The sequence below is a fragment of the Pleomorphomonas carboxyditropha genome (assembly GCF_002770725.1).
Lineage (GTDB): Bacteria > Pseudomonadota > Alphaproteobacteria > Rhizobiales > Pleomorphomonadaceae > Pleomorphomonas > Pleomorphomonas carboxyditropha.
In genome coordinates, this window is the sequence record NZ_NQVN01000006.1 from 121713 (window position 1) to 142205 (window position 20493).

Genomic DNA, 20493 nt, shown 5'->3' on the forward strand with positions numbered 1-20493 from the left:
CCGCCCGGTCAGTCCCACGATTTCGAATAGTCGTGGCCTCGGAACAGCTCGGGCAGGCCGGACACCTGCTTGAAGCGCAGCACCTCGTCGGCATCCATGCCCAGTTGCCGGGCCACCTCGGCCTCGCTCCAGCCCGCCCGCAACAGGGTGACGACGACGTCGGTCATCGGCAGCACGCCATGCACGCCACGGGCGCGATTGTGCCGAATGGTGGCGGCGATCCGGTCCGGCGTATCGCCGCGCGCGGCGCGAATAGATACCACGGGCAAATAGCCGCGCAGCCGTTGCCGGATGCGGCCGGGCATCTTGCCGACCCGCTGCCGGTGGAAGCCGTCGACCACGACGAAACGGTCCTTGTCTGCCTGATGCGCGACGATCGGCTGGGTGAAGCCGTCGGTATCGATGGACAGCGACAGCAGCGCCATTTCCGGCGGCGCGACGGTGTTGGGATTGTAGTCATTGCCCTCGACCTGATCGCCGGGCACCCATTGGACGCAGTCCACCGGCTCGTCGGCGAACGGGCTGTGCTCATGCAGGCATCGGCGGATCCGGTTGATGGCGTCCACCCGTCTCTCCAGCGGCAAGCCGTCCAGTTCGTCGAACAGGGCCTCGGCCCGCTTCACGAGATCCGTCGCGTCCGGCATGCGCGTTCCTCACTAAAGTCACCCAGCGCCCGCGCGTGGCGCGGACCTGGAATCCGTGCGGCGCCAGAAAGCGCACGCAAGTCTCCGGCACCCGCGTCGTGCACGCGAGGTCGAACTCGTCGACGTAGCCGAGCACGTGATCGCGCAGGGCGCGGAAGAGGCCGCGCCCGCGCACCTCGGGACGCAGGTAGCCCTCGCGGATGCGCACGATGTCGAGCTGATGCTCGATGCTGATGAAGCCCAGCACCCGCGTCTGGCCCTTGAGCCGCACGACGAACCAGCGGTAGCCCGGCCCGTCGTTGAGCGGATAGCCGCCGCATTCGCGCCGCACCTTGGCGCTGGCGAAGAAGCGGCCCATGCGGGCGAAGAAAGCGGCCTCGTCGTCGGCCGAACGCATCTCGACCAGTTCGCAGTCTTCCAGGCGGATCACGACCCCCTCTCCTCGATCAATGCCAGGGCGTCGATATCGCGGCGGGCGAAGCCGAACGACAGCGAGCGGGCCATATCCTGCTTGAGCAACGACAGCGCCACGCGCCGCCAGGAGGGTTGCGCCTTGCGGTTCTCCAGCGCCGGCACGCCGGCGTCCGGCCAGGCATCGAGCGGATAGTCGTGCTGCCCCCACCAGTCGATGAAGCGCCGGATGCGGCGCATATAGACCGTGCGCAACGGCCCCGGCAGGCTCCGCAGCAGGAACTGGCTGTACTGCTTCCAGGTGCTGAAGGTGGGTGGCAGCCCGAGCCCGCCGCGATAGCCGAGGAAGCGCTGGCGGCAATAGCGCGCCGCGTAGTTGGCGCCGGCCACCCGCCGGACGACGCGGAACCAGGTCTCCGGCTCCAGCCGGTGAAACAGGTCGAGGCCCTTGCGCTGGTCGTCGCCATAGGGCTGGCAGATGCGCATCTGCGAGAACGGCACGCCGGCCCGGTACATATGGTCGTAGAGCCGGTTGTAGGCGTGGCCGTGCTCGCCGGTGTAGCGCCAGAGGTCGCCAAATTTCCAGTCGTAGATGGGAAAGAAGGTGACGGCCCGGCCGTCGGTCAGATCGCGGGCGCTCCACGCCACCGCCGCGCCGGCGCCGGTCGGCGTCCAGGCGCACTTCTTCACCCGGGTGCGGCGCTTGACGGCCAAATAGCGGTGAAGGGATTCGTCGGAGCGAATGCCGACCAGGAAGGCGGTCGGCACGTCCTGCGCCAGCCATTCGTTGAAGGCGGGCACGAACTCCTCGAACTCCATGCGGTAGCGGTAGAAGGGAAAGAACGCCTGGTCGCGGATCACCGATGGATGCGTCGGCATCGGCCGGATCCAGTCCGCCTCGCGCCCCGGCTCCCAGGCGCACCAATAGGGCTCCTGCAGGCTGGAGGCGTTGCGCAGGTTGAGCGGCAGGCAGATCCACCACGGCCGCACGTCCTCGCGGTCGAACATTTCGGTGACGTGCGCGATGGTCGCCGAATATTGCCCTTCCAGGTCGATGAACATCGCGTGCACCGGCCCGCGGCCCATTTCGCGCGCCACTTCCAATGCCAGGTGCAGCGTGACGGAACTGTCCTTGCCGCCGGAGAAGGCGACGCAGACACGCTCGAAATGCTCGAAGACCAGTCGGATGCGCGCCTTGGCAGCCGAGTAAACGTCGACGTCGCGATAGCACTTGCCCGCCATGGTACGGCCCGCTTGCTCCTTGGAAAGGTGCCAGCGGTGTAACGGAAGTTTGCTGGCGGTAGTCCAGACCGAGCGGATGCCCGAAATCGGGCTTCAGGCATCCCGCCCAATGGTCAATATACAATATATTCGACCCATTCGGGATCTGCTCGACGCTGACTCCCAATAAATTTCAATCCGTCCCAACCGTCTTCACAGCAACCCATTGCAAGATATGAATGGGTAACTGGCTGCACCTTTGTGAACAATGTCGGATGCTTTAGAATTTTTCGATTTCGACAGACACAGACTGACGGACGAGCGAAACACAGGAGAGACGGAATTATGGAGAGCAGCGATTCGCATCCCGCTCCGCCCGAGCGATCCAGGCTGAAAATATACGGAACCCGAAGCCCCTTCTTCGCTTTTCGGCATCGTCCTTCGCCGCCGGGGATCGGTTTTCGGCCTGCCGGGAACAGATCCGGCCTCTCTGCGCACCCTCGAAGCGCAAGAGTAAGCGCGGGCCGCTATTGTCCTTTCAACCAACGAGAAAGGCGCCCCTTGCGGAGCGCCTTTCGTCTTCTGTCAGTCTCGTGCGAGAGAGTTCCGCCTCACTCGCCGGCGATCGCCCATTCCATCGGCTCGCGGCCCTCGCGCGTCTTCTTGATGCGCTCGGCGACCAGGAAGGCCAGCTCCAGCGCCTGATCGGCGTTGAGGCGCGGATCGCAATGGCTGTGGTAGCGATCCGACAGTTGCTCGCCGGAGATGGCGACGGCGCCGCCGGTGCATTCGGTGACGTCGCGGCCGGTCATCTCGACGTGGATGCCGCCGGGATGAGTGCCCTCGGCGGCGTGCACGTCGAAGAAGGCGCCGACTTCCTTCAGGATGCGGTCGAACGGCCGCGTCTTGTAGGAGTTGAGCGTGATGGTGTTGCCGTGCATCGGGTCGCAGGACCAGACCACCGACCGTCCCTCGCGCTGAACCGCGCGGATGAGGGCCGGCAGGTAGTCGCCCACCTTGTCGGCGCCGTAGCGGGTGATCAGCGTCAGCCGGCCCGGCTCGTTGTCGGGATTGAGCGTGTCGATCAGGCGGATCAGCTCGTCCGGCGCCAGCGACGGGCCGCACTTCAGGCCGATCGGGTTCTTGATGCCGCGGCAGTATTCGATGTGGGCATGGCCGGGCTGGCGGGTGCGGTCGCCGATCCAGATCATGTGGCCGGAGGTGCCGTACCAGTCGCCGGTGGTCGAATCGACGCGGGTCAGCGCCTGCTCGTAGCCGAGCAGCAGCGCCTCGTGGCTGGTGTAGAAATCGGTCGTCCGCATCTCCGAGACGCTTTCGGGATGCACGCCGCAGGCGCGCATGAAGGCGAGGCTCTCGGTGATGCGATCGGCATATTCCTGATAGCGCGACGACTGGGTACCCTTGACGAAGCCGAGCGTCCACTTGTGGACGTTGTCGAGGTTGGCGTAACCGCCGCCGGCGAAGGCGCGCAGCAGGTTCAGCGTCGCCGCCGACTGGCGATAGGCCATCTCCTGGCGCTGCGGGTCGGGGATGCGCGATTCCGGCGTGAAATCCATGCCGTTGATGATGTCGCCCCGGTAGGACGGCAGCTCGACGCCATCGATGGTCTCGGTCGACTTGGAACGCGGCTTGGCGAACTGGCCGGCGATGCGGCCGACCTTCACCACCGGCTGGGCGGCGCCGTAGGTCAGCACCACCGCCATCTGCAGGAAGACGCGGAAGAAGTCGCGGATATTGTCGGCACCGTGCTCAGCGAAGCTCTCGGCGCAATCGCCGCCCTGCAGCAGGAAGGCCTCGCCGGCCGCCACCTTGGCCAGCGACTTCTTGAGCTTGCGCGCCTCGCCGGCAAAAACCAGCGGCGGATAGCTCGAAAGATGCGCCTCGACGGCGGCGAGCGCCGCCTGGTCGGGATAGTCGGGCACCTGCTCGATGGGCAGGGCGCGCCAGGAATCGGGCTTCCAGGTGGTAGGCATGACGCGGCTCTTCTTCTCGATGCACCGCCCCGCGGAAACCGCCGCGGAGCCTTCAGGATTTGGCACCCTATACACGAGGCGCCGGTGACGCACCACCACCGACGCGCATTGCGCGGCAGGGCGCGGAAGGCGGCGGTTCCGTTTTGACTGATCCGGCACCAGGGCCGGAAGCAGGCGGTCACGGAACCGCAAATGCAAAAAGCCCCGCCTTTCGGCGGGGCTCGTTCTCGCACTGGGCCTGTCGATTAGACAGCTGCGGAACCGGCCACGCCGAAGCGGCGACGCCACGCATAAAAGCCCATAAAGCCAAAGACAGTCGGAGCCGCGGCCCGCGGAAGCGGGGCGATCAAGGATGTCCGAAGGTGCCGAGAGCACAACATGGATATCGTCCGACGAAAGACGCTTCCGCAGAAACTGCCGAAGCAAGGTTGGCGGACAGAAACCATCGCCAGCCGACGACGTCAAGCGAAATCGCGCGGAACCCTACGAAGGCAGGTCAGATCAGCGCCAGTTCCCGCAAGGCTCGGCGCATGCCCTCGGGAATGTCGCCGTCGATTTCCGACTGACGGATATCGTCCGGCGCGTCCTTGGCGGGCAGATACCGCCAGCCCTGGAAGGCGCGGCAGGGCCTGTATTCCGTGCGATGCAGCTCCGGATCGAGGACAAGGCCGCAGCGCTCGATGCCGTCGCCGCCCCGGATCGGACGCAGCTCCAGGATGCGCTGGCGCGCCTGCACGATGCCCTTGATCACCCAGTAGAGCGAGCCGCCGTCGAGGATTTCGTCGACCCGCCTCGGAAACATGCGGGTGACGTGGATGCGCTCGTAGCTCTCGCCGCGGGCGGCATGGACCAGCACCTCCTCGCGATACCACTGGTCGAGTTCCTCGACCGTCTCGACACCGACGCAGAGCTTGATGATGTGAAGCGGCATTACCGATTTCCAAAAGCGCGGACCGTCCCGTCCGGGATTGCGGCTTATCATGGTGCGTCGCCGCAGGCGATACAAGTCGTCGCGAGCGGCATCAGCCCATGGAGCGTTCCGGCGCCCGGCCGAAAGGTCCCGGCCGCACGAGCTCGACGAAGGCGGCCGCGGCCCGGCCGAAATAGCGCTCGCGATGGCGAAGGGCGTGAAAACCGCGGCCGGGCAGCGGTGTCTCCACCTGCGCCAGCGTGCCGGCGGCCAGCGCGGCGCCGGCCACCATGCGCGACAGCACGGTGACGCCGGCTCCCGCCTCGACGGCGGTGCGAACGGCCTCGTTCGACGGCAGTTCGAGCGCCACGTCGACATCGGTGGCGGACAGACCGTAATGGGCGAGCGCCTGCTCGAGCGCGACGCGGGTGCCCGATCCCTTCTCGCGCAGAACCCAGCGGGCCGCCCTCAGCCGCTCCGCCATGCCGCCGGCGGCGGCCAGCCAGGGATCGGCGGGGGCCGTCACCAGCACCAGCTCGTCGTCGAACAGGCGGTCGATGGCGAGGCTCGGCTCGTCCACCGGCCCCTCGACGAAGCCGACGAGCGCCGCGCCGTCGCGCAACCGGCCGGCGACGAATTCCGTATTGCCGAGTTCGAGCGTCACGCGGATGCCAGGATAACTCTTCGTGAAAGCCCGGACGACGCGCGGGATCCAGTAGGCGCCGATGGTCTGGCTGGCGGCGATCGCCAGTTCGCCGCGGCGAAAATCGGCGAGGTCGGACAGCACCGCCTCGCCGTCGGCGGCGCGGCCGAGGATCGCCCTCGCCTCTTCCAGAAAGGTGCGGCCGGCATCGGTCAGCGCGATGCGGCGGCCGATGCGGTCGAACAGCCTGATCGCGTAGCGGCCTTCGAGCGCGGTGATCGCCGCGCTGACGGCCGACTGGGTCAGATGCAGCTCGTGCGCCGCCTGGGTGACGTGTTCGCGCTCGGCGACGGCGACGAAGATGCGGAGCTGTTCGAGGGTCATGGATGGCGGGAACCCGGGGGATCAGGTCAGACTTATCAAGATCAGGCTGAGGCTGGCAATGAAAAGGCTGGCGAGCGCGCCGGTCAGCGCCGGCTTCAGGCCCTTTGCCCTGAGCCTCACGAAACTGGTCTCGAGCCCCATGGCGGCGAGCGCCATGGTCAGCAGGAAGGTGCTGACGACGCCGGTTTCCGCCTTGAGCGCGTCGGGAAGGCCGACGACGCTGTTGACGGCGACCAGCGCGATGAAGCCGAGCACGAACCAGGGCAGCGGCGCCCGCGGCCGCTCCGACCCCGCCTCGCCGGGCGCCGGCAGGAAAGCGGCCATGGCGAACACCACCGGCGCCAGCGTCATGACGCGCGTCAGCTTGGCGACGGTGCCGAAGTCGCCCGCCTCGCGGCCGACGGCGAAGGTCGCCGCCACCACCTGGGCGATTTCATGGATCGACGAGCCAGCCCAAAGGCCGTAGTCGCGCGGCGCCAGGCCGAGGACGCCCTGCAGCAACGGATAGGCGAACATGGCGACGGAGCCGAACACGGTGACGCAGGCGACGGCATAGGCGACGTCCTCGTCATGGGCGTCGACCACCGAATTGGCGGCCGCGACCGCCGAGGCGCCGCAGATCGACGTTCCCGCCGCGATGAGGCGGGTGAGGCGCCGATCGGCGCCCATGAGCCGGCCGACCGCCAGCGTGAACAGGAAGGTGGCGGCAACGGCAGCGAGGATGACGGCAACGCCGCGCACTCCCGTCTCGGCCACCTGCCCAAAGGTCAGTTGCAGGCCGAGCAGGATGATCGCAAGCCGCAACAGCCGGCGCATCGAGAAGCCGATGCCGGCCGTCAGCGCCGCAGGGACGCCAATGGTGTTGCGGACCAGCATGCCCAGAGCGATGGCGATGATCATCGGGCTGAAATCGTGGACGCCGGGCAACGTCCTGAGCCCGTAGGCGACACCGGCGACGGCGGCGCAGGCGGCGATACCGGGCAGCGCCAGGGCGATGGCGCCCTGCCGGCCGATACCGGCAATGGATTTCGATGTCTCGATCGATTGTTGGAACATTTTGCTCTTGCCTAGGCATCCATCGTGATGGATTTCCTATCGCGCAAGCGTTCCACGCAAACCAACGCATTGTGCCGCACGAACCGTTCGCTTCGGCCGAACGATCCGACGCTGTCGCCCGGCGGGCGATGCCCTTGGGACAGGCGACCGTCAGGCCGGCTGGTCGACCGGCCCGTTCTTGCTGCCCGGCCCGAGAACGCCGAGGTCGTCCTCCGCCTTGACCCGGGCGAGCCGCGCCTCCGCCTCGTCGGCCTCGCGCTGGCGGGCCCACATGGTGGCGTAGAGGCCGCCCTTCTCGATCAGCTCGGCGTGCGCGCCGCGCTCGGCGATGCGGCCCTTCTCCAGCACGATGATCTCGTCGGCGTTGACCACCGTCGACAGCCGGTGGGCGATCACCATGGTGGTGCGGCCCTCGGCGACGCGGTCGAGCTCGGCCTGGATCTCGCGCTCGGTGTTGGTGTCGAGCGCCGAGGTCGCCTCGTCGAGGATCAGGATCGGCGGCGACTTCAGGATGGTGCGGGCGATGGCGACGCGCTGCTTCTCGCCGCCCGACAGCTTGAGGCCGCGCTCGCCGACCGGCGTGTCGTAGCCGTTCGGCAGGCTCTCGACGAAATGGGCGATGCGCGCCTGCCGCGCCGCCTCGCGCACCTCGTCAGCGGTGGCGTCCGGCCGGCCGTAGCGGATGTTGTAGAAGATGCTGTCGTTGAACAGCACGGTGTCCTGCGGCACCATGCCGATGGCCGACCGCAAGCTCTCCTGCGTCACGTCGCGGATATCCTGACCGTCGATGGTGACGCGGCCGGAGGTGACGTCGTAGAAGCGGAACAGGAGGCGCGACAGCGTCGACTTGCCGGCGCCCGACGGCCCGACGACGGCCACCGTCTTGCCGGCCGGGATCTCGAAGGTGATGCCCTTCAGGATCTGGCGGTCGGGGTCGTAGGCGAAGTGCACGTCCTCGAAGCGCACCGAACCGCCCTTGACGTCGAGCAGGCCGGCATTCGGCGCGTCGACGATCTCCGCCGGCTCGCCCAGGAGGTCGAACATCTGCTCGAGATCGGTGACGCCCTGGCGGATCTCGCGGTACATGAAGCCGATGAAATTGAGCGGGATGCCGAGCTGCATCAGCAGCGTGTTGAGCAGCACGAAGTCGCCGAGCGTCTGGGTGCCGGCCACCACCTCGTGGGCCGACATCACCATGCACACGGCGACGCCGACGGTGAAGATCACCGCCTGTCCCATATTGAGCCAGGACAGCGAGTACCAGGTCTCGTTGGCGGCCGCCTCGTAGCGCTCCATGGCGGCGTCGAAGCGCGCCGCCTCCATCTTCTCGTTGCCGAAATACTTGACCGTCTCGAAGTTCAACAGGCTGTCGACCGACTTGGTGTTGGCGTCGGTGTCGCTGTCGTTCATGCGGCGGCGGATGGCGATGCGCTTGTCGGAATAGCTGATCGAGAACCAGACGTAGAGCCAGATGGTGATGCCGATCACCAGGAGATAGCTCAGGCCGAAGTTCACCACGATGACGACGGCCGACAGGGCGAATTCCAGCACCGTCGGCATGGCGTTGAGGATGGTGAAGCGGACGATCGATTCGATGCCCTTGACGCCGCGGTCGATGACGCGGGTCAGGCCGCCGGTGCGCCGCTGCAGGTGAAAGCGCAGCGACAGCCGATGCATGTGGACGAAGGTGAGATTGGCGAGGCGGCGGACGGCGTATTGGCTGACGTCGGAGAACAGCGCGTCGCGCAGGTTGTTGAAGCCGTTCAGCAGAATGCGGCCGATGTTGTAGGCCACCACCATGGCCACCGGATAGGTGAGCCACATCAGCGTCGGTTCGGGCACGTTGGCCTTGGGCGCCAGCGCATCGGTGGCGAATGCGTAGAGATAGGGCACCAGGACGGTGATCACCTTGGCCAGCACCAGCGCCGCCATCGACAGCACCACGCGCATCCGGAGGTCGGCGCGCCCGGCCGGCCACATGTAGGGCCAGAGCTGGAGAAGCGTCGTCCATAGCGACGTGTCGCCGCTGATCTTGCCCTTGTCATCGGCGCTGGGATCGACTTCGCTCATGGTCCACCGGAAAGCGTTGCTCAAAAAACCGCCCGACGCGAACGCGCCGGGCGGCTTGCCGTCCCTCAGATAGTCTCTTTTTCCATTGCGTGCCATGGTTGGCGCGCGTGATGGCGGGAATGTTACTGGCCGACCGGCCTCCAGGCGGCGTCGCCCTCGGGAACCACGAACACCTGGCCGGGATAGATCAGGTCCGGATTGCGGATCTGGTCGGTGTTGGCCTGATAGATCGTCGAGTAGCGGATGCCCTTGCCGTAGAGACGTTTGGCGATCATCCAGAGATTGTCGCCACGGCGAATGATGAGCGTGGCCGGTTCGGCCGGCGTCGCCTCGCCTGCCGATCCGGCACCGGCCTGGGCGGAACCGACGCCGGACGGCAGCGTCGGGGCCGACAGGCCATCCTCGGCGACCTGGAAGGGCACCTCGGCGCGGGCCAGGACGTTGCCGTTGGCGTCGATCTGGTCGATGCGGACGAGGTGCTGGCCCGGCGCGAGCTGAACTTCGCCCTGATAGAGCCAGCGCCCCTTGTCGGCCTTGGCGTCGCCGGTCGCCTTGTCGTCCACATAGAGGCGGATCACGGCGCCGCTCTCGGCGGAGCCGGCGGCAAAGAAGCGCTTGCCGTTCTCGAGCTCGACGGCGTCGATGGTGACGGCCGGCGCCGGAACGGCGGCCGGTTCGGCCTCGGGAGCGGCGGCGGGCTCGGCAGCCGGCGCGGCCTGGGCCGGCGCCGCGTCGGCGGGCGCCTGGGCCGGCGGGGTCGCGGCAGCGTCGTCGGCGGCGGCAGGCGTTGCGGGCGACGCGGGCTTTTCGGCGGCAGGCGCCGGCTCGGCCTGCGCCACCGTGACCGCCGGCGCCGCGGCGTCGGCCTGCGCATCGGCCGGCGGAGCGGGAATTTCGACGTCCGCCGGCGTGGCCGGCTCGGTCGTCATGGCAGCCGGCGCCGGTTCGGCGGTGGTCGCCGGCGTGGTCGCGTTGCCGGCAATCGCCGTCGCGGTGGCGCTGGCGGAAACCGGCGGCTCGGCTGCCGGCGCGGCAACCTTCGGCAGCTCGGGGACGAAGGCCGGCACGGTATCCGCGGCATCGGCGACCTGGGTGGGATCGGCGCCGGCATCGGCCAGCTTGGCCTGCGTCTCTTCGAGACCGGGCACCTGGAGGACGGTCGATGGCGCCCCCGGCTGGTTCAGCACCACCAGCACGTCGCCGTTGCCGCCCTCGGGCACCGATACGGCGACCGACTGCTCGGAAGTCGCCACCTTGCCGTCCTTGCCGACGACGCGCACCGACAGGTCGTGGGCGCCGGGCTTCAGCGGATCGGCGAGAACGATGGCCCAGGAGCCGGTATCGTTGGCCTTGCCGTCGGCGACGACGTCCTTGCCGGAGAGGATTTCCACCTTGGCGTCGGGATCGCTGCGCCCGGCGATCACCGCGTCGCCGGTCGGCTCGACGCGGACGAGATCGAAGATGGGGACCACGGTTTCGCCGGCCGGGGTCGCGGCGGCCGGATCGGCATCGGCCTTGGCGGGCGCCGGCGTCGCAACGACGTCCGTCGAGGCGGTCGTCGCGGCGGCGGACGCCGGGTGGCCGGCGATCTGGACGTTGAGCTGGCGCAGCACGCCGTCGAGCGCACCGGAGAACAGGCCGGCCAGAAGAACCACGATCACGCCGACAGCGCCGATCAGAATTGTGCGAAGTCTCTTGCTCATCACCCGTCCACGCCCCCGTCGGATTCGCCGACAAAAGAGTCGCATCGACACGCTCGCCGAATGCTGCCTACCGGTCGATCCGTCCACTATCGACAGTCACACCTGAATGATCCACCGAGTCGTGACTGATCGAACACAATGATTTGAGCCGCCATTAAGGCGTCTCTTCTGCAACAGTCATGCCGGATCATGCCGAAGCAGTTTTTTTCATGCTGTATACTCATATGGTTAGGCTCACAAGTGCGGCTCTCTACCGGTTCCGGAGGGCAAAAGGGCCAAGGCGGATTCCACGAGGACCGATGCAAGAAAGCCGCACTTTCGCACATTTTCGGCCGGTGCGGGCGATCTGTCCACCCTATGGCCGCCCTTCATCTTCCGTCACACCGGCCGCTTGACGGCCGAGACGCAGCGGTGCGACAAGGCAAGCATGACCAAAATCAACAGCATCTGTGTTTTCTGCGGCTCGGCCAGCGGCCGCAATCCCGCCTATGTGGCCGCCGCCGAGCGGCTCGGCGCCGACATGGCCGGCCATGGCATCCGCCTGGTCTACGGCGGCGGCAACGTCGGGCTGATGGGCACCACCGCCCGCGCCGTGATGGCGGCCGGCGGCAAGGTGACCGGCATCATTCCGGAGTTCCTGATGAACCGGGAACGCATGCTCGACGGCGTCGACGACCTGCATATCGTGCCGGACATGCATACGCGCAAGCGCATGATGTTCGAGGCGGCCGATGCCTTCGTGACCCTGCCGGGCGGCATCGGCACGCTGGAGGAAGTGGTCGAGCAGATGACCTGGGCGCAGCTCGGCCGGCACAAGAAGCCGATCGTGCTGGCCGATATCGAGGGTTTCTGGCAGCCGCTCGTCGAGGTAATCCACCACATGAATCGCGAATCTTTCATCCGCGACGGCTTCGAGGTGCGCTATCACGTGGCCCGCACGGCGGCCGACATTCTGCCGACCGTGCTCTCCTCGGCGGGCGACAACGGCGAAATCGCCGGGGATGCCGAAACCATCGCCAAGATGTAAGGCCTCAGGACCCGGCGTAGCCGTTCTTCAGCAGCTTGTAGGTGATGGAATCGTCGAGCGCCTCGAAGGACGCCTCGACGATGTTGGCCGACACGCCCACCGTCGACCAGCGGCGGCCGGTCGCCCGGTCGAGGCTCTCGATCAGCACGCGCGTCACGGCGCCGGTGCCGCCGTTGAGGATGCGCACCTTGTAGTCGACCAGTTCCAGGGCGGCGATCTCGTCCTGGTATTTGCCGATATCCTTGCGCAGCGCCTGGTCGAGGGCGTTGACCGGGCCGTTGCCCTCGGCGACCGACATCAGGATCTCGTCGTCCACCTTCACCTTGACCACCGCCTCGGTGACGACCACCCGCTCGCCGATGGCGTTGATGCGGCTCTCCACCATGGTGCGGTAGGAGATCACGTCGTAGAAATGCGGCACGCCGCCGAGATGGCGCAACGCCAGGAGCTCGAAGGAGGCGTCGGCCGCCTCGTAGGAATAGCCGCGCGCCTCGCGCTCCTTGAGCGCGGCGAGCAGGCCGGTCAGCCGGCGGTCGTCCCTGGCGTAGGCGATGCCGAGCCGGTCGAGCTCGGCGAACAGGTTGGAACGGCCGGCCTGATCGGACACCAGCAGGCGGCGGCGGTTGCCGACGCCGTCGGGGCTGACGTGCTCGTAGGTGCGCGGGTCCTTCAGGATCGCCGAGGCGTGGATGCCGGCCTTGGTGGCGAAGGCCGAGAGGCCGACGTAGGGCGCGTGGCGGTTGGGCGCTCGGTTGATGATCTCGTCGAAGGCCCGCGACACCTGCGTCAGCGTCTTCAACTGCTCGGCCGTCACGCCGGTATCGTAGCGGCTGGCGAATTCGTCCTTCAGCACCAGCGTCGGCAGGATGGTGGTGAGGTTGGCGTTGCCGCAGCGTTCGCCGATGCCGTTGAGCGTGCCCTGCACCTGCCGAACGCCGGCGCGGATGGCGGCGAGCGAATTGGCCACCGCCTGCCCGGTGTCGTCATGGGCGTGGATGCCCAACCGATCGCCCGGCACCGCCTTGGCGACCGTCGATACGATCTCCGCCACCTCGTGCGGCATGGAGCCGCCGTTGGTGTCGCACAGCACCACCCAGCGGGCGCCGGCCTCGAAGGCGGTTCTTGCGCAGGCGAGCGCGTAGTCGGGATTGGCCTTGTAGCCGTCGAAGAAGTGCTCGCAATCGACGATGGCCTCGCGGCCGGCCTTCACCGCCGCCTCGACCGATTGGCGGATGCAGTCGAGATTGTCTTCAAGCGTCGTCTTCAGGGCGACGTCGACGTGATAGTCCCAGGACTTGGCGACGAAGGTCACCACATCGACCGGGGCGGCGAGCAGAGCGGCAATGCCGGTGTCGTTGGACAGCGACACGCCGGGCCGCTTGGTCATGCCGAAGGCGGCGAAGCGCGCCTTGTTCGTGCGCTTTTCGGCAAAGAAGGCGTCGTCGGTCGGGTTGGCGCCGGGGTAGCCGCCCTCGATGTAGGAAAGGCCCAGATCCTCGATGAGCCGCGCGACGACGATCTTCTCCTCGACGGAGAAGTCGATGCCCGAGGTCTGGGCGCCGTCGCGCAGCGTCGTATCGTAGAGATAAAGGCGGGCCTTGTCCGTCATGGTTGCGAACTCGATTTGAAACGTGGCGGGCGAAGGGAGCCCGCCTCCTAGATGTTTTGCCGTATTCAGTCCTCGATCTATCAGTCCCTCATGCCGCGAAGCGGTCGGTGGCCGAGATCAGTTCGTGCAGGAGGCCGGGCTCGACCAGCGAATGGCCCGCCCCTTCGACGATGCGAAGATCGGCTTCCGGCCAGGCCTTGTGGAGATCCCAGGCATTCTGCAGCGGCGTACACATATCGTAGCGGCCGTGAACGATGACACCCGGAATCCCCTTCAGCCGGCCGGCCTCCTCGAACAACTGGCCGGGCCGCATCCATCCTTCGTGGACGAAGTAGTGGTTCTCGATCCGGGCGAAGGCCAGGGCGAACTCGTCGTCGACGAAGCCGGAGGTGACTTCCTCATTGGGGAACAGCGTCAGCGTCGAGCCTTCCCAGAGCGACCAGATACGGGCGGCGGCGAGCCGCGTCTGCCGGTCCTCGGAGACCAGCCGGCGGCGGTAGGCGGCAATCAGGTCGCCCCGCTCGGCCTCGGGGATGTGCTCGCGGAACGGCTCGAACTTCTCGGGATGGATCAGCGAGGCGCCGTATTGGTAGAACCACTTCAGCTCGAAATCGCGCAGCCCGAAGATGCCGCGCAGCACCAGCTCGGAGACACGCTCCGGGTGCGTCTCGGCATAGGCGAGCGCCAGCGTCGAGCCCCAGGAGCCGCCGAACACCAGCCATTTGTCGACGCCGATCATGTTGCGCAGGCGCTCGATGTCCGCGACGAGATGCCAGGTGGTGTTGGCCTCCAGCGAGGCGTGCGGCGTCGAGCGGCCGCAGCCGCGCTGGTCGAACAGGATGACGTCGTATTTCGTAGGGTCGAAGCAGCGCCGCTGGTTGGGCGAACAGCCGCCGCCGGGACCGCCGTGCAGGAAAACGGCCGGCTTGCCGCCCTTCCGGCCGATCCGTTCCCAATAGACCTGATGGCCGTCGCCGACATCGAGCATGCCGGTCTCGAAGGGCTCGATCTCGGGGTAGTAGCTGCGCAGTTCCGTCATGATTCAGGCTTTCGGCAATGGCCACACGGAGGTGTCGTGGTCGGGATGCTGGTTGGAAATCATGTCGTTCATGAATTCGTCGCCCTCGAAGCCTTCGTCGGTGCGGACGCGTTTCAGGGACGGCAAACCGGCGGTGAACGGCAATTCGGCCTCGACGCCGTATTGGACGGTCGGCGGCAGGGCCGAGGGATCGTCGAAGGCACCGGCGGCAATCGACGGTTCGTAACCGTCGGCCTCGTAGGTGAGCGGCGTACCGCAGTCGGCGCAGAAGGCGCGCGAGACGTGGTTGGACGAGCGGTAGGACTTGCGGCTGCCGCGCGTCCAGTCGACGCCGCCCTTCTCGAAGGCGACGAAGGGCGCAAAATAGTTGCCGACGGCCTTCTGGCACATGCGGCAATGGCAGATCGATACGGAAGACACCTTGCCGCTGTCGCAGGCAAAGCGGATGGCGCCGCATTGGCAGCCGCCGGTCAGCATGGTCATGGCATGTCCTCCCGCACTTGGCGCGTCTAGCGTTTCACGTCCCAGGTGGTCTCGATCTCGCCGGTGTCCTTGTTCTTGCCGTCCTTCAGCTCGATGCCCATGGCGGCGAGCTCGTCGCGGATGCGGTCGCTCTCGGCGAAGTTCCTCGCCTTGCGCGCTTCGAGGCGGGCGGCGATCAGCGCCTTCACCCTGGCCTCGTCGATATCGGCGGCCGGCCGGCGCGCCGCCCAGGCGGCGGCGCTGTCGTGGAAGAAGCCGAGAAGGCGCAGCGATGCCGACAGCGTCGCCGGATCGTGCTTGACGGCGTGCAGCTCGGCGATCGCCTTGGCCGTGTTGAGGTCGTCGCTGAGCGCCTCGATCAGCCCGTCGGACGGGCGGCCGGGCGCCACGTCGGCGGCAACCGCGTACCAGTCGTCGAGCGTCTTCCATCCCTCCTCGAGGCCGCGAACCGTGAAGTCGATCGGCTGGCGGTAGTGCGTCTTCAGCATGTTGAAGCGCAGCACCTCGCCGGGCCAGTCGTCCAGCAGCTCGCGGATGGTGAAGAAGTTGCCGAGCGATTTCGACATCTTCTCGCCTTCGACCTGAAGAAAACCGTTGTGCATGAAGACGTTGGCCATGACGTCCTTATGGAAGGCGCAGCGCGACTGGGCGACCTCGTTCTCGTGGTGGGGAAAGACGAGATCGACGCCGCCGCCATGGATGTCGAAGGTCTCGCCGAGGTGCTTCCAGCTCATGGCCGAGCACTCGATGTGCCAGCCGGGCCGCCCCCTGCCCCACGGGCTCCGCCAGCCGGGCTCGTCGTCGGCGGACGGCTTCCACAGGACGAAGTCCATCGGGTCGCGCTTGTAGGGCGCCACCTCGACGCGGGCACCGGCCATCATGTCGTCGAGCGACCGGCGGGCGAGCTTGCCGTAGTCAGGCATGGCCGGCACATGGAACAGGGCGTGCCCCTCGGCGACATAGGCGAAGCCGCCGGCGATCAGCCGCTCGATGATGGCGATCATCTCGGCGATATGCTCGGTGGCACGCGGCGTCACCGTCGGCCTGAGGCAGCCGAGCGCGGTGACGTCCTGCTCGAACTGGGCGTAGGTCTTCTCGGTCAGGCCGCGGATCGCCTCGACCGGCGGCACGCCGGGATAGTCGCGGGCGGCGCGGGCGTTGATCTTGTCGTCGACGTCGGTGATGTTGCGCACGTAGGTGACGTGGCGCTCGCCGTAGAGATGGCGCAACAGGCGGAACAGCACGTCGAAGACGATGACCGGCCGGGCATTGCCGATATGGGCGAAATCGTAGACCGTGGGGCCGCAGACGTACATGCGCACGTTGCCGGCGTCGATCGGAACGAAATCGTCCTTGCCACGCGTCAGCGTGTTGTAGAGCCTGAGTACCAAAAGCCCGTCTCCCCTCGCCATGGAACGCAAGACACATTACCGCCGGGCCGGTCGGGGGAACCCATCATCCGTTCTGGTCTTCGGAAAGATCGTGACGGGGACGTCCGCGGCCGGCGTAAAGCTCAGCCACAAATAATGCTGGCGGTAATGGTGATGCGCGCGTCCCGGAACATGGCCGCCGATATGCCGTCAAATGCCCGGCACCGTCAAGGGAAGCAATGAAAATTCGAGCGATCCTGCATTGACGCGGGCGGCGGATCAGGTCGAGAGTACCACCTTGGCGTGCCTGTCACGCGTGAAACCCGCCATGGCCCGCCTCAACAAGAAAATCCTCTGCTTCGTCGACGAATACGGCACCGCTGGCGAACCCGGCTTCGCGCTCGGCTGCGTCATCGTCTGGGCGCGGGAATGCGGACGACTGGACAAGACGTTCAGCGATCTGCTGCCGGCGAGCGTCAACGAAGTACATGCCGCCGACTGGGAGAAGGAGGTCGTTCAGGGGGTATTGGGGCGGCTGAAACAGGCTACCCTGTCGCAAAACATGATCCTGCTCAACAAGCCCTACAGCCTGAAGACCGGCAGCCGACCGGAAATCTATGCAAATGCCTTGGTCGAAACCGTAAAATTCGCCATCAAGCGCTTCAGGGCCGCCAATCGCGGCGGGCGTTTTATTGGCAATGTCGAGGTCATCGTCGATGCCTGCGAGCAAAATACGGACCTGCGCTTTTTGCGAACCATCGAAAAAGCCCGACTGGAAGACGGCCTGTTCAAAGCCGTCATTCGCGTCGTGACGTTGGATTCGGCGGCATCGAGAGTCCTCCAGCTTGCCGATCTAGTCGCTCATGCGCGAAGCTGGATCGTCAACGGAGAGGAAAATGCCAAGGGATTGCGGGATACCTATGGGATCGAAGTATCCTGAAAGAGAAAAGCCGCCCCCGGGAGAGCGGCTTTTAATGTGGCTGGCAACCGGTCCCTTTTGAGGGGGATCCGGGTCACCACTGCTCCTGCCCGCCACGCGGACTGACAGGTCACAACGCCAATATAGGGCAAAGTCGCGATTTTCGCAACTTCCGGCTCACTCCAGCCAGTCGCTGCACTTCGGCGCCGGAGCATCGCCCCAGGGCATGATGGGTACGCTCGACGTGGAATTCTTCGGGCTGCCTTCGATCAGCTTGTCGGAATAGACGAGATAGACGAGCACGTTGCGCTTGGCGTCGCAGCCGCGGACGATCTGCATCTTCTTGAAGAACAGCGATCGGCGCTGCTTGTACATGTCGTCTCCCTGCTCGAACTTCTCCTTGAAGCTGACCGGGCCGACCTGACGGCAGGCGAGCGAGATGTCGGAGGTCTCCTCGGCGACGCCGAACATGCCCTTGACGCCGCCTTTCTCCGGCAGCGTGAAATGGCAGGCAACGCCGTCCACCACGGGATCGTCGAGCGCGTAGACGGCCAGCTTGTGATCGGGCGTCAGGAAGTGCCAGACCGTCGATCGCTTGAAAATCAGCTCGGGATCGTCGGACGCCGAGGCAAGCGAGGGAACGAGAACGGCGAGACTCAAGGCCACAAGGCCGATAAGCGACTTGGCGACATCACGCATTTTGGGAGGCATCCCGGCTTTCGGCGGGCCGGACCGATCCCGACCGCCATGCCGGACATATAGGCGCCGATCGCGGCCGGCCAAGGCCTCACCGGAAGACGCCTTCACCGAGCGCGCCGGCCACCGCGCCCTGGAGTATGCGGCCGAGACCGGCATATCCCGCCGTCGAGAAATGAAGATTGTCGTCGGCATAGTTGCCGCAGAACGCGCGCGTCGCCGCGGTGCCCTCGGCCGATAGCGGTTTGCGATACTGGCCGCAGGTGAAGGCGTCGTCGTCGATCGCCACGGCATGCACCCGGTCGAAGCGATGGCCGAGCGCGGCCACGGCTTGGTTCACTTCCAGCCGGCGGTCATCGAGGCTATGGAAGTCGGTGCCGCGCGGCGGAATGGTCAGCACGAGCACCGGCGTTTCCGGCCAAAGAAGGCGCAGTCGTTCGACGATCGTTTCTATGCCGGTCGCCACGGCGCAAGCCGGCGTGCCGGCGGCGAGATCGTTGGTGCCGATCAGCAGCACGGCCGCCAGCGGCCGGAGATGCGAGAGATCGGTGTTCTCTAACCGCCAGAGCACATTCGGCACCCGGTCTCCGCCGACGGCGAAGTCGTAGATGGCGGTCGAGGGGAAGGTGACCGGCAGATCGGTGCGCCAGCCGGCGAACAGCGAATCGCCGAGCAGCACGACGTCGGCCCGCTCGGGGCGAGCCGCCTGCACTTTCAGCGTTTCCTTGAGGCTCGCGTAAAGGAGCGTCCGCTGCGGCGTCAGCGTGAGGTCGACGGCGAGCGGATCGCAGGCGGGCGCCGCCCGAGCGCCAGTCAGCGCCAGAAGGCAGAGAACAACGGCCAGCCCGAACCATTGTCGCATCGTCCCCTCCTCGGCGCGGCAGATCACGCGGCGCTCAATGGCCGATTGCGGCAGAAAGGCGCGTCCTCACCGCCTCGGCGCCGATCAGCGGCAGAAGCGGCGCCAGTTCCGGCCCGTGATCGAGGCCAGTCAGCGCCTTGCGCAGCGGCAGGAACAGATCGCGCCCCTTGCGGCCGGTCTTCGCCTTCAATGCCGAAGTCCATTCGCGGAAGCTGTCGTCGGTCCACGGCTCGGGCGGCAGGGCGTCGCGCGCCGCCTCCAGGAAGTCGCGGTCGGCTTCCTCGACCAGCGGCGTCACCGGACCGGTGATCAGCTTCCACCAGTCGGCCGCATCGGCAAGGCGCATGCAGTTGCCCTTCACCGCCTGCCAGAAGGCCGGGTGGGCAGGGATGCCGAGAGCGGTCAGCCGCTTCTGGACGGTGGAAAAATCGAAGCCGTGAACGATGCGGGCGTTCAACGCCCTGAGCTCGTTCGGGTCGAACTTGGCGGACGAGCGGGAAACGGCGGCGAGGTCGAAGTCGGCGGCAAGCTCGGCCAGCGACCCGACCTTTTCGACGGCGTGCGAAGTCCCGACGTTGACGGCGAGCGAAGCCACCGCCTCCGGCTCGTAGCCTTCGGCGCGCAGGCTGCGCAGCGACAGCGACCCCGTCCGTTTGGAGAAGCCCTCGCCGCTGGCGTCGGTCAGAAGGTTATGGTGGGCGAAAATCGGGATAGCGCCGCCCAGCGCCTCGAACAAGGAGATCTGGACGCCGGTGTTGGTGATGTGGTCGCTGCCCCGGATGATATGGGTGACGGCCGTGTCGATGTCGTCGACCACCGACGTCAGCGTGTAGAGACAGGTGCCGTCGGCCCGGATCAGCACCGGATCGGACAGCGAGGCGAGATCGACCGTCTCCTCGCCGCGGCAGAGATCCTGCCAATGCACGAGGTGGCGGCTCGGCGTCAACGGGTCGCCGTCGAAATTGGGCAGCAGGAAGCGCCAGTGCGGCCGACGCCCTTCCGCCTCGAGGCGGGCGCGATCGGCGTCGGTCAGCTTCAGGGCGGCCCGATCGTAGACCGGCGGCAGGCGGCGGGCCAGCCGGCGCTTGCGGGCGTATTCCAGCTCCTCGGCCGTCTCGTAGCAGGGATAGAGCAGCCCCTTGGCAACGAGATCGGCCTTGGCGGCTTCATAGCGGTCGAGGCGATCGGACTGGCGGAAGGAAGCGTGTGGCCGGATGCCCAGCCAGGAGAGATCGGCGACGATGTTGGCCGCGTATTCCTCGGTCGAGCGGGCACGGTCGGTGTCGTCGAAACGCAGGATGAACCGGCCGCCGGTCTTCAGTGCGAACAGCCAGTTGAACAGGGCCGGACGGGCGTTGCCGATATGGATATTGCCGGTTGGAGACGGGGCGAAGCGGACGACGGTGTTCATGATCGTGGTTCTAGCCGAGACCGGACGCGAATGTCAGAGGG

18 protein-coding genes are annotated in these 20493 nt (G+C 66.7%); 2 read left to right on the forward strand and 16 right to left on the reverse strand.

What is annotated here, in order from left to right; all coding sequences use genetic code 11:
- Positions 1-8 precede the first annotated feature (8 nt).
- The 9 genes from CJ014_RS11650 to CJ014_RS11690 form a co-directional block, all read right to left on the reverse strand.
- Positions 9-566 (reverse strand): IbrB-like domain-containing protein, encoded by a 558-nt coding sequence (locus CJ014_RS11650; RefSeq protein ID WP_245427279.1) that lies wholly within the window; start codon positions 564-566, stop codon positions 9-11.
- Positions 529-1074 carry an N-acetyltransferase gene (locus tag CJ014_RS11655; RefSeq protein ID WP_118847918.1) on the reverse strand — a complete coding sequence of 182 codons (546 nt, stop codon included), beginning with the start codon at positions 1072-1074 and terminating at the stop codon, positions 529-531. Before CJ014_RS11655 ends, CJ014_RS11650 begins: the two co-directional genes overlap by 38 nt.
- The gene (locus tag CJ014_RS11660) at positions 1071-2297 is read right to left on the reverse strand and encodes a phosphoadenosine phosphosulfate reductase (protein ID WP_100080657.1); all 1227 of its coding nucleotides are present in this window, start codon (positions 2295-2297) and stop codon (positions 1071-1073) included. The genes CJ014_RS11655 and CJ014_RS11660 overlap by 4 nt, the downstream gene beginning before the upstream one ends.
- A gap of 590 nt (positions 2298-2887) precedes the next feature.
- Positions 2888-4270 carry a class II 3-deoxy-7-phosphoheptulonate synthase gene (locus CJ014_RS11665; protein WP_100080658.1) on the reverse strand — a complete coding sequence of 461 codons (1383 nt, stop codon included), beginning with the start codon at positions 4268-4270 and terminating at the stop codon, positions 2888-2890.
- 496 nt (positions 4271-4766) lie between these two features.
- Positions 4767-5201, reverse strand: coding sequence for a DUF1489 family protein (locus CJ014_RS11670; RefSeq protein ID WP_100080659.1), 435 nt, complete (start codon positions 5199-5201; stop codon positions 4767-4769).
- A 91-nt stretch (positions 5202-5292) separates the two neighbouring features.
- Complete coding sequence (locus CJ014_RS11675; RefSeq protein ID WP_100080660.1) at positions 5293-6207, reverse strand: LysR substrate-binding domain-containing protein; 915 nt, start codon at positions 6205-6207, stop codon at positions 5293-5295.
- A gap of 21 nt (positions 6208-6228) precedes the next feature.
- Complete coding sequence (locus CJ014_RS11680) at positions 6229-7263, reverse strand: YeiH family protein (protein WP_100080661.1); 1035 nt, start codon at positions 7261-7263, stop codon at positions 6229-6231.
- Between the two features lie 150 nt (positions 7264-7413).
- Positions 7414-9333: an ABCB family ABC transporter ATP-binding protein/permease gene (locus tag CJ014_RS11685; protein WP_100080662.1), complete on the reverse strand. Its 1920-nt coding sequence runs from the start codon at positions 9331-9333 to the stop codon at positions 7414-7416.
- A gap of 122 nt (positions 9334-9455) precedes the next feature.
- Complete coding sequence (locus CJ014_RS11690) at positions 9456-11036, reverse strand: LysM peptidoglycan-binding domain-containing protein (protein ID WP_100080663.1); 1581 nt, start codon at positions 11034-11036, stop codon at positions 9456-9458.
- Positions 11037-11463: 427 nt separating this feature from the next.
- Here CJ014_RS11690 and CJ014_RS11695 point away from each other — a divergent pair, with 427 nt between their 5' ends.
- Positions 11464-12063, forward strand: a complete 600-nt coding sequence (locus CJ014_RS11695; RefSeq protein ID WP_100080664.1) for an LOG family protein — start codon at positions 11464-11466, stop codon at positions 12061-12063.
- Between the two features lie 4 nt (positions 12064-12067).
- Here CJ014_RS11695 and cimA read toward each other — a convergent pair whose 3' ends face one another.
- The 4 genes from cimA to cysS form a co-directional block, all read right to left on the reverse strand.
- Positions 12068-13672: a citramalate synthase gene (gene cimA, locus CJ014_RS11700; RefSeq protein ID WP_100080665.1), complete on the reverse strand. Its 1605-nt coding sequence runs from the start codon at positions 13670-13672 to the stop codon at positions 12068-12070.
- 88 nt (positions 13673-13760) lie between these two features.
- Entirely contained in the window at positions 13761-14711 is a 951-nt protein-coding gene (pip, locus tag CJ014_RS11705; RefSeq protein ID WP_207765727.1) for a prolyl aminopeptidase, read from the reverse strand.
- Positions 14712-14714: 3 nt separating this feature from the next.
- On the reverse strand, positions 14715-15194 hold the full coding sequence (locus tag CJ014_RS11710; RefSeq protein WP_100080667.1) for a GFA family protein: 480 nt from the start codon (positions 15192-15194) through the stop codon (positions 14715-14717).
- Positions 15195-15220: 26 nt separating this feature from the next.
- The gene (cysS, locus tag CJ014_RS11715) at positions 15221-16585 is read right to left on the reverse strand and encodes a cysteine--tRNA ligase (RefSeq protein ID WP_100080668.1); all 1365 of its coding nucleotides are present in this window, start codon (positions 16583-16585) and stop codon (positions 15221-15223) included.
- 193 nt (positions 16586-16778) lie between these two features.
- Between cysS and CJ014_RS11720 the strand changes: the two genes are divergently transcribed.
- On the forward strand, positions 16779-17504 hold the full coding sequence (locus CJ014_RS11720) for a DUF3800 domain-containing protein (RefSeq protein WP_133121845.1): 726 nt from the start codon (positions 16779-16781) through the stop codon (positions 17502-17504).
- 156 nt (positions 17505-17660) lie between these two features.
- Here the strand turns inward: CJ014_RS11720 and CJ014_RS11725 are convergent, their stop codons facing one another.
- From CJ014_RS11725 to gltX, 3 genes are all read right to left on the reverse strand, one after another.
- Positions 17661-18182, reverse strand: a complete 522-nt coding sequence (locus CJ014_RS11725; RefSeq protein WP_100080670.1) for a CreA family protein — start codon at positions 18180-18182, stop codon at positions 17661-17663.
- A gap of 88 nt (positions 18183-18270) precedes the next feature.
- A complete protein-coding gene (locus CJ014_RS11730; protein WP_100080671.1) occupies positions 18271-19041 on the reverse strand; it encodes a GDSL-type esterase/lipase family protein in 771 nt (256 codons plus the stop codon).
- A gap of 34 nt (positions 19042-19075) precedes the next feature.
- Positions 19076-20452, reverse strand: a complete 1377-nt coding sequence (gene gltX / locus CJ014_RS11735) for a glutamate--tRNA ligase (protein ID WP_100080672.1) — start codon at positions 20450-20452, stop codon at positions 19076-19078.
- Positions 20453-20493: the final 41 nt, after the last annotated feature.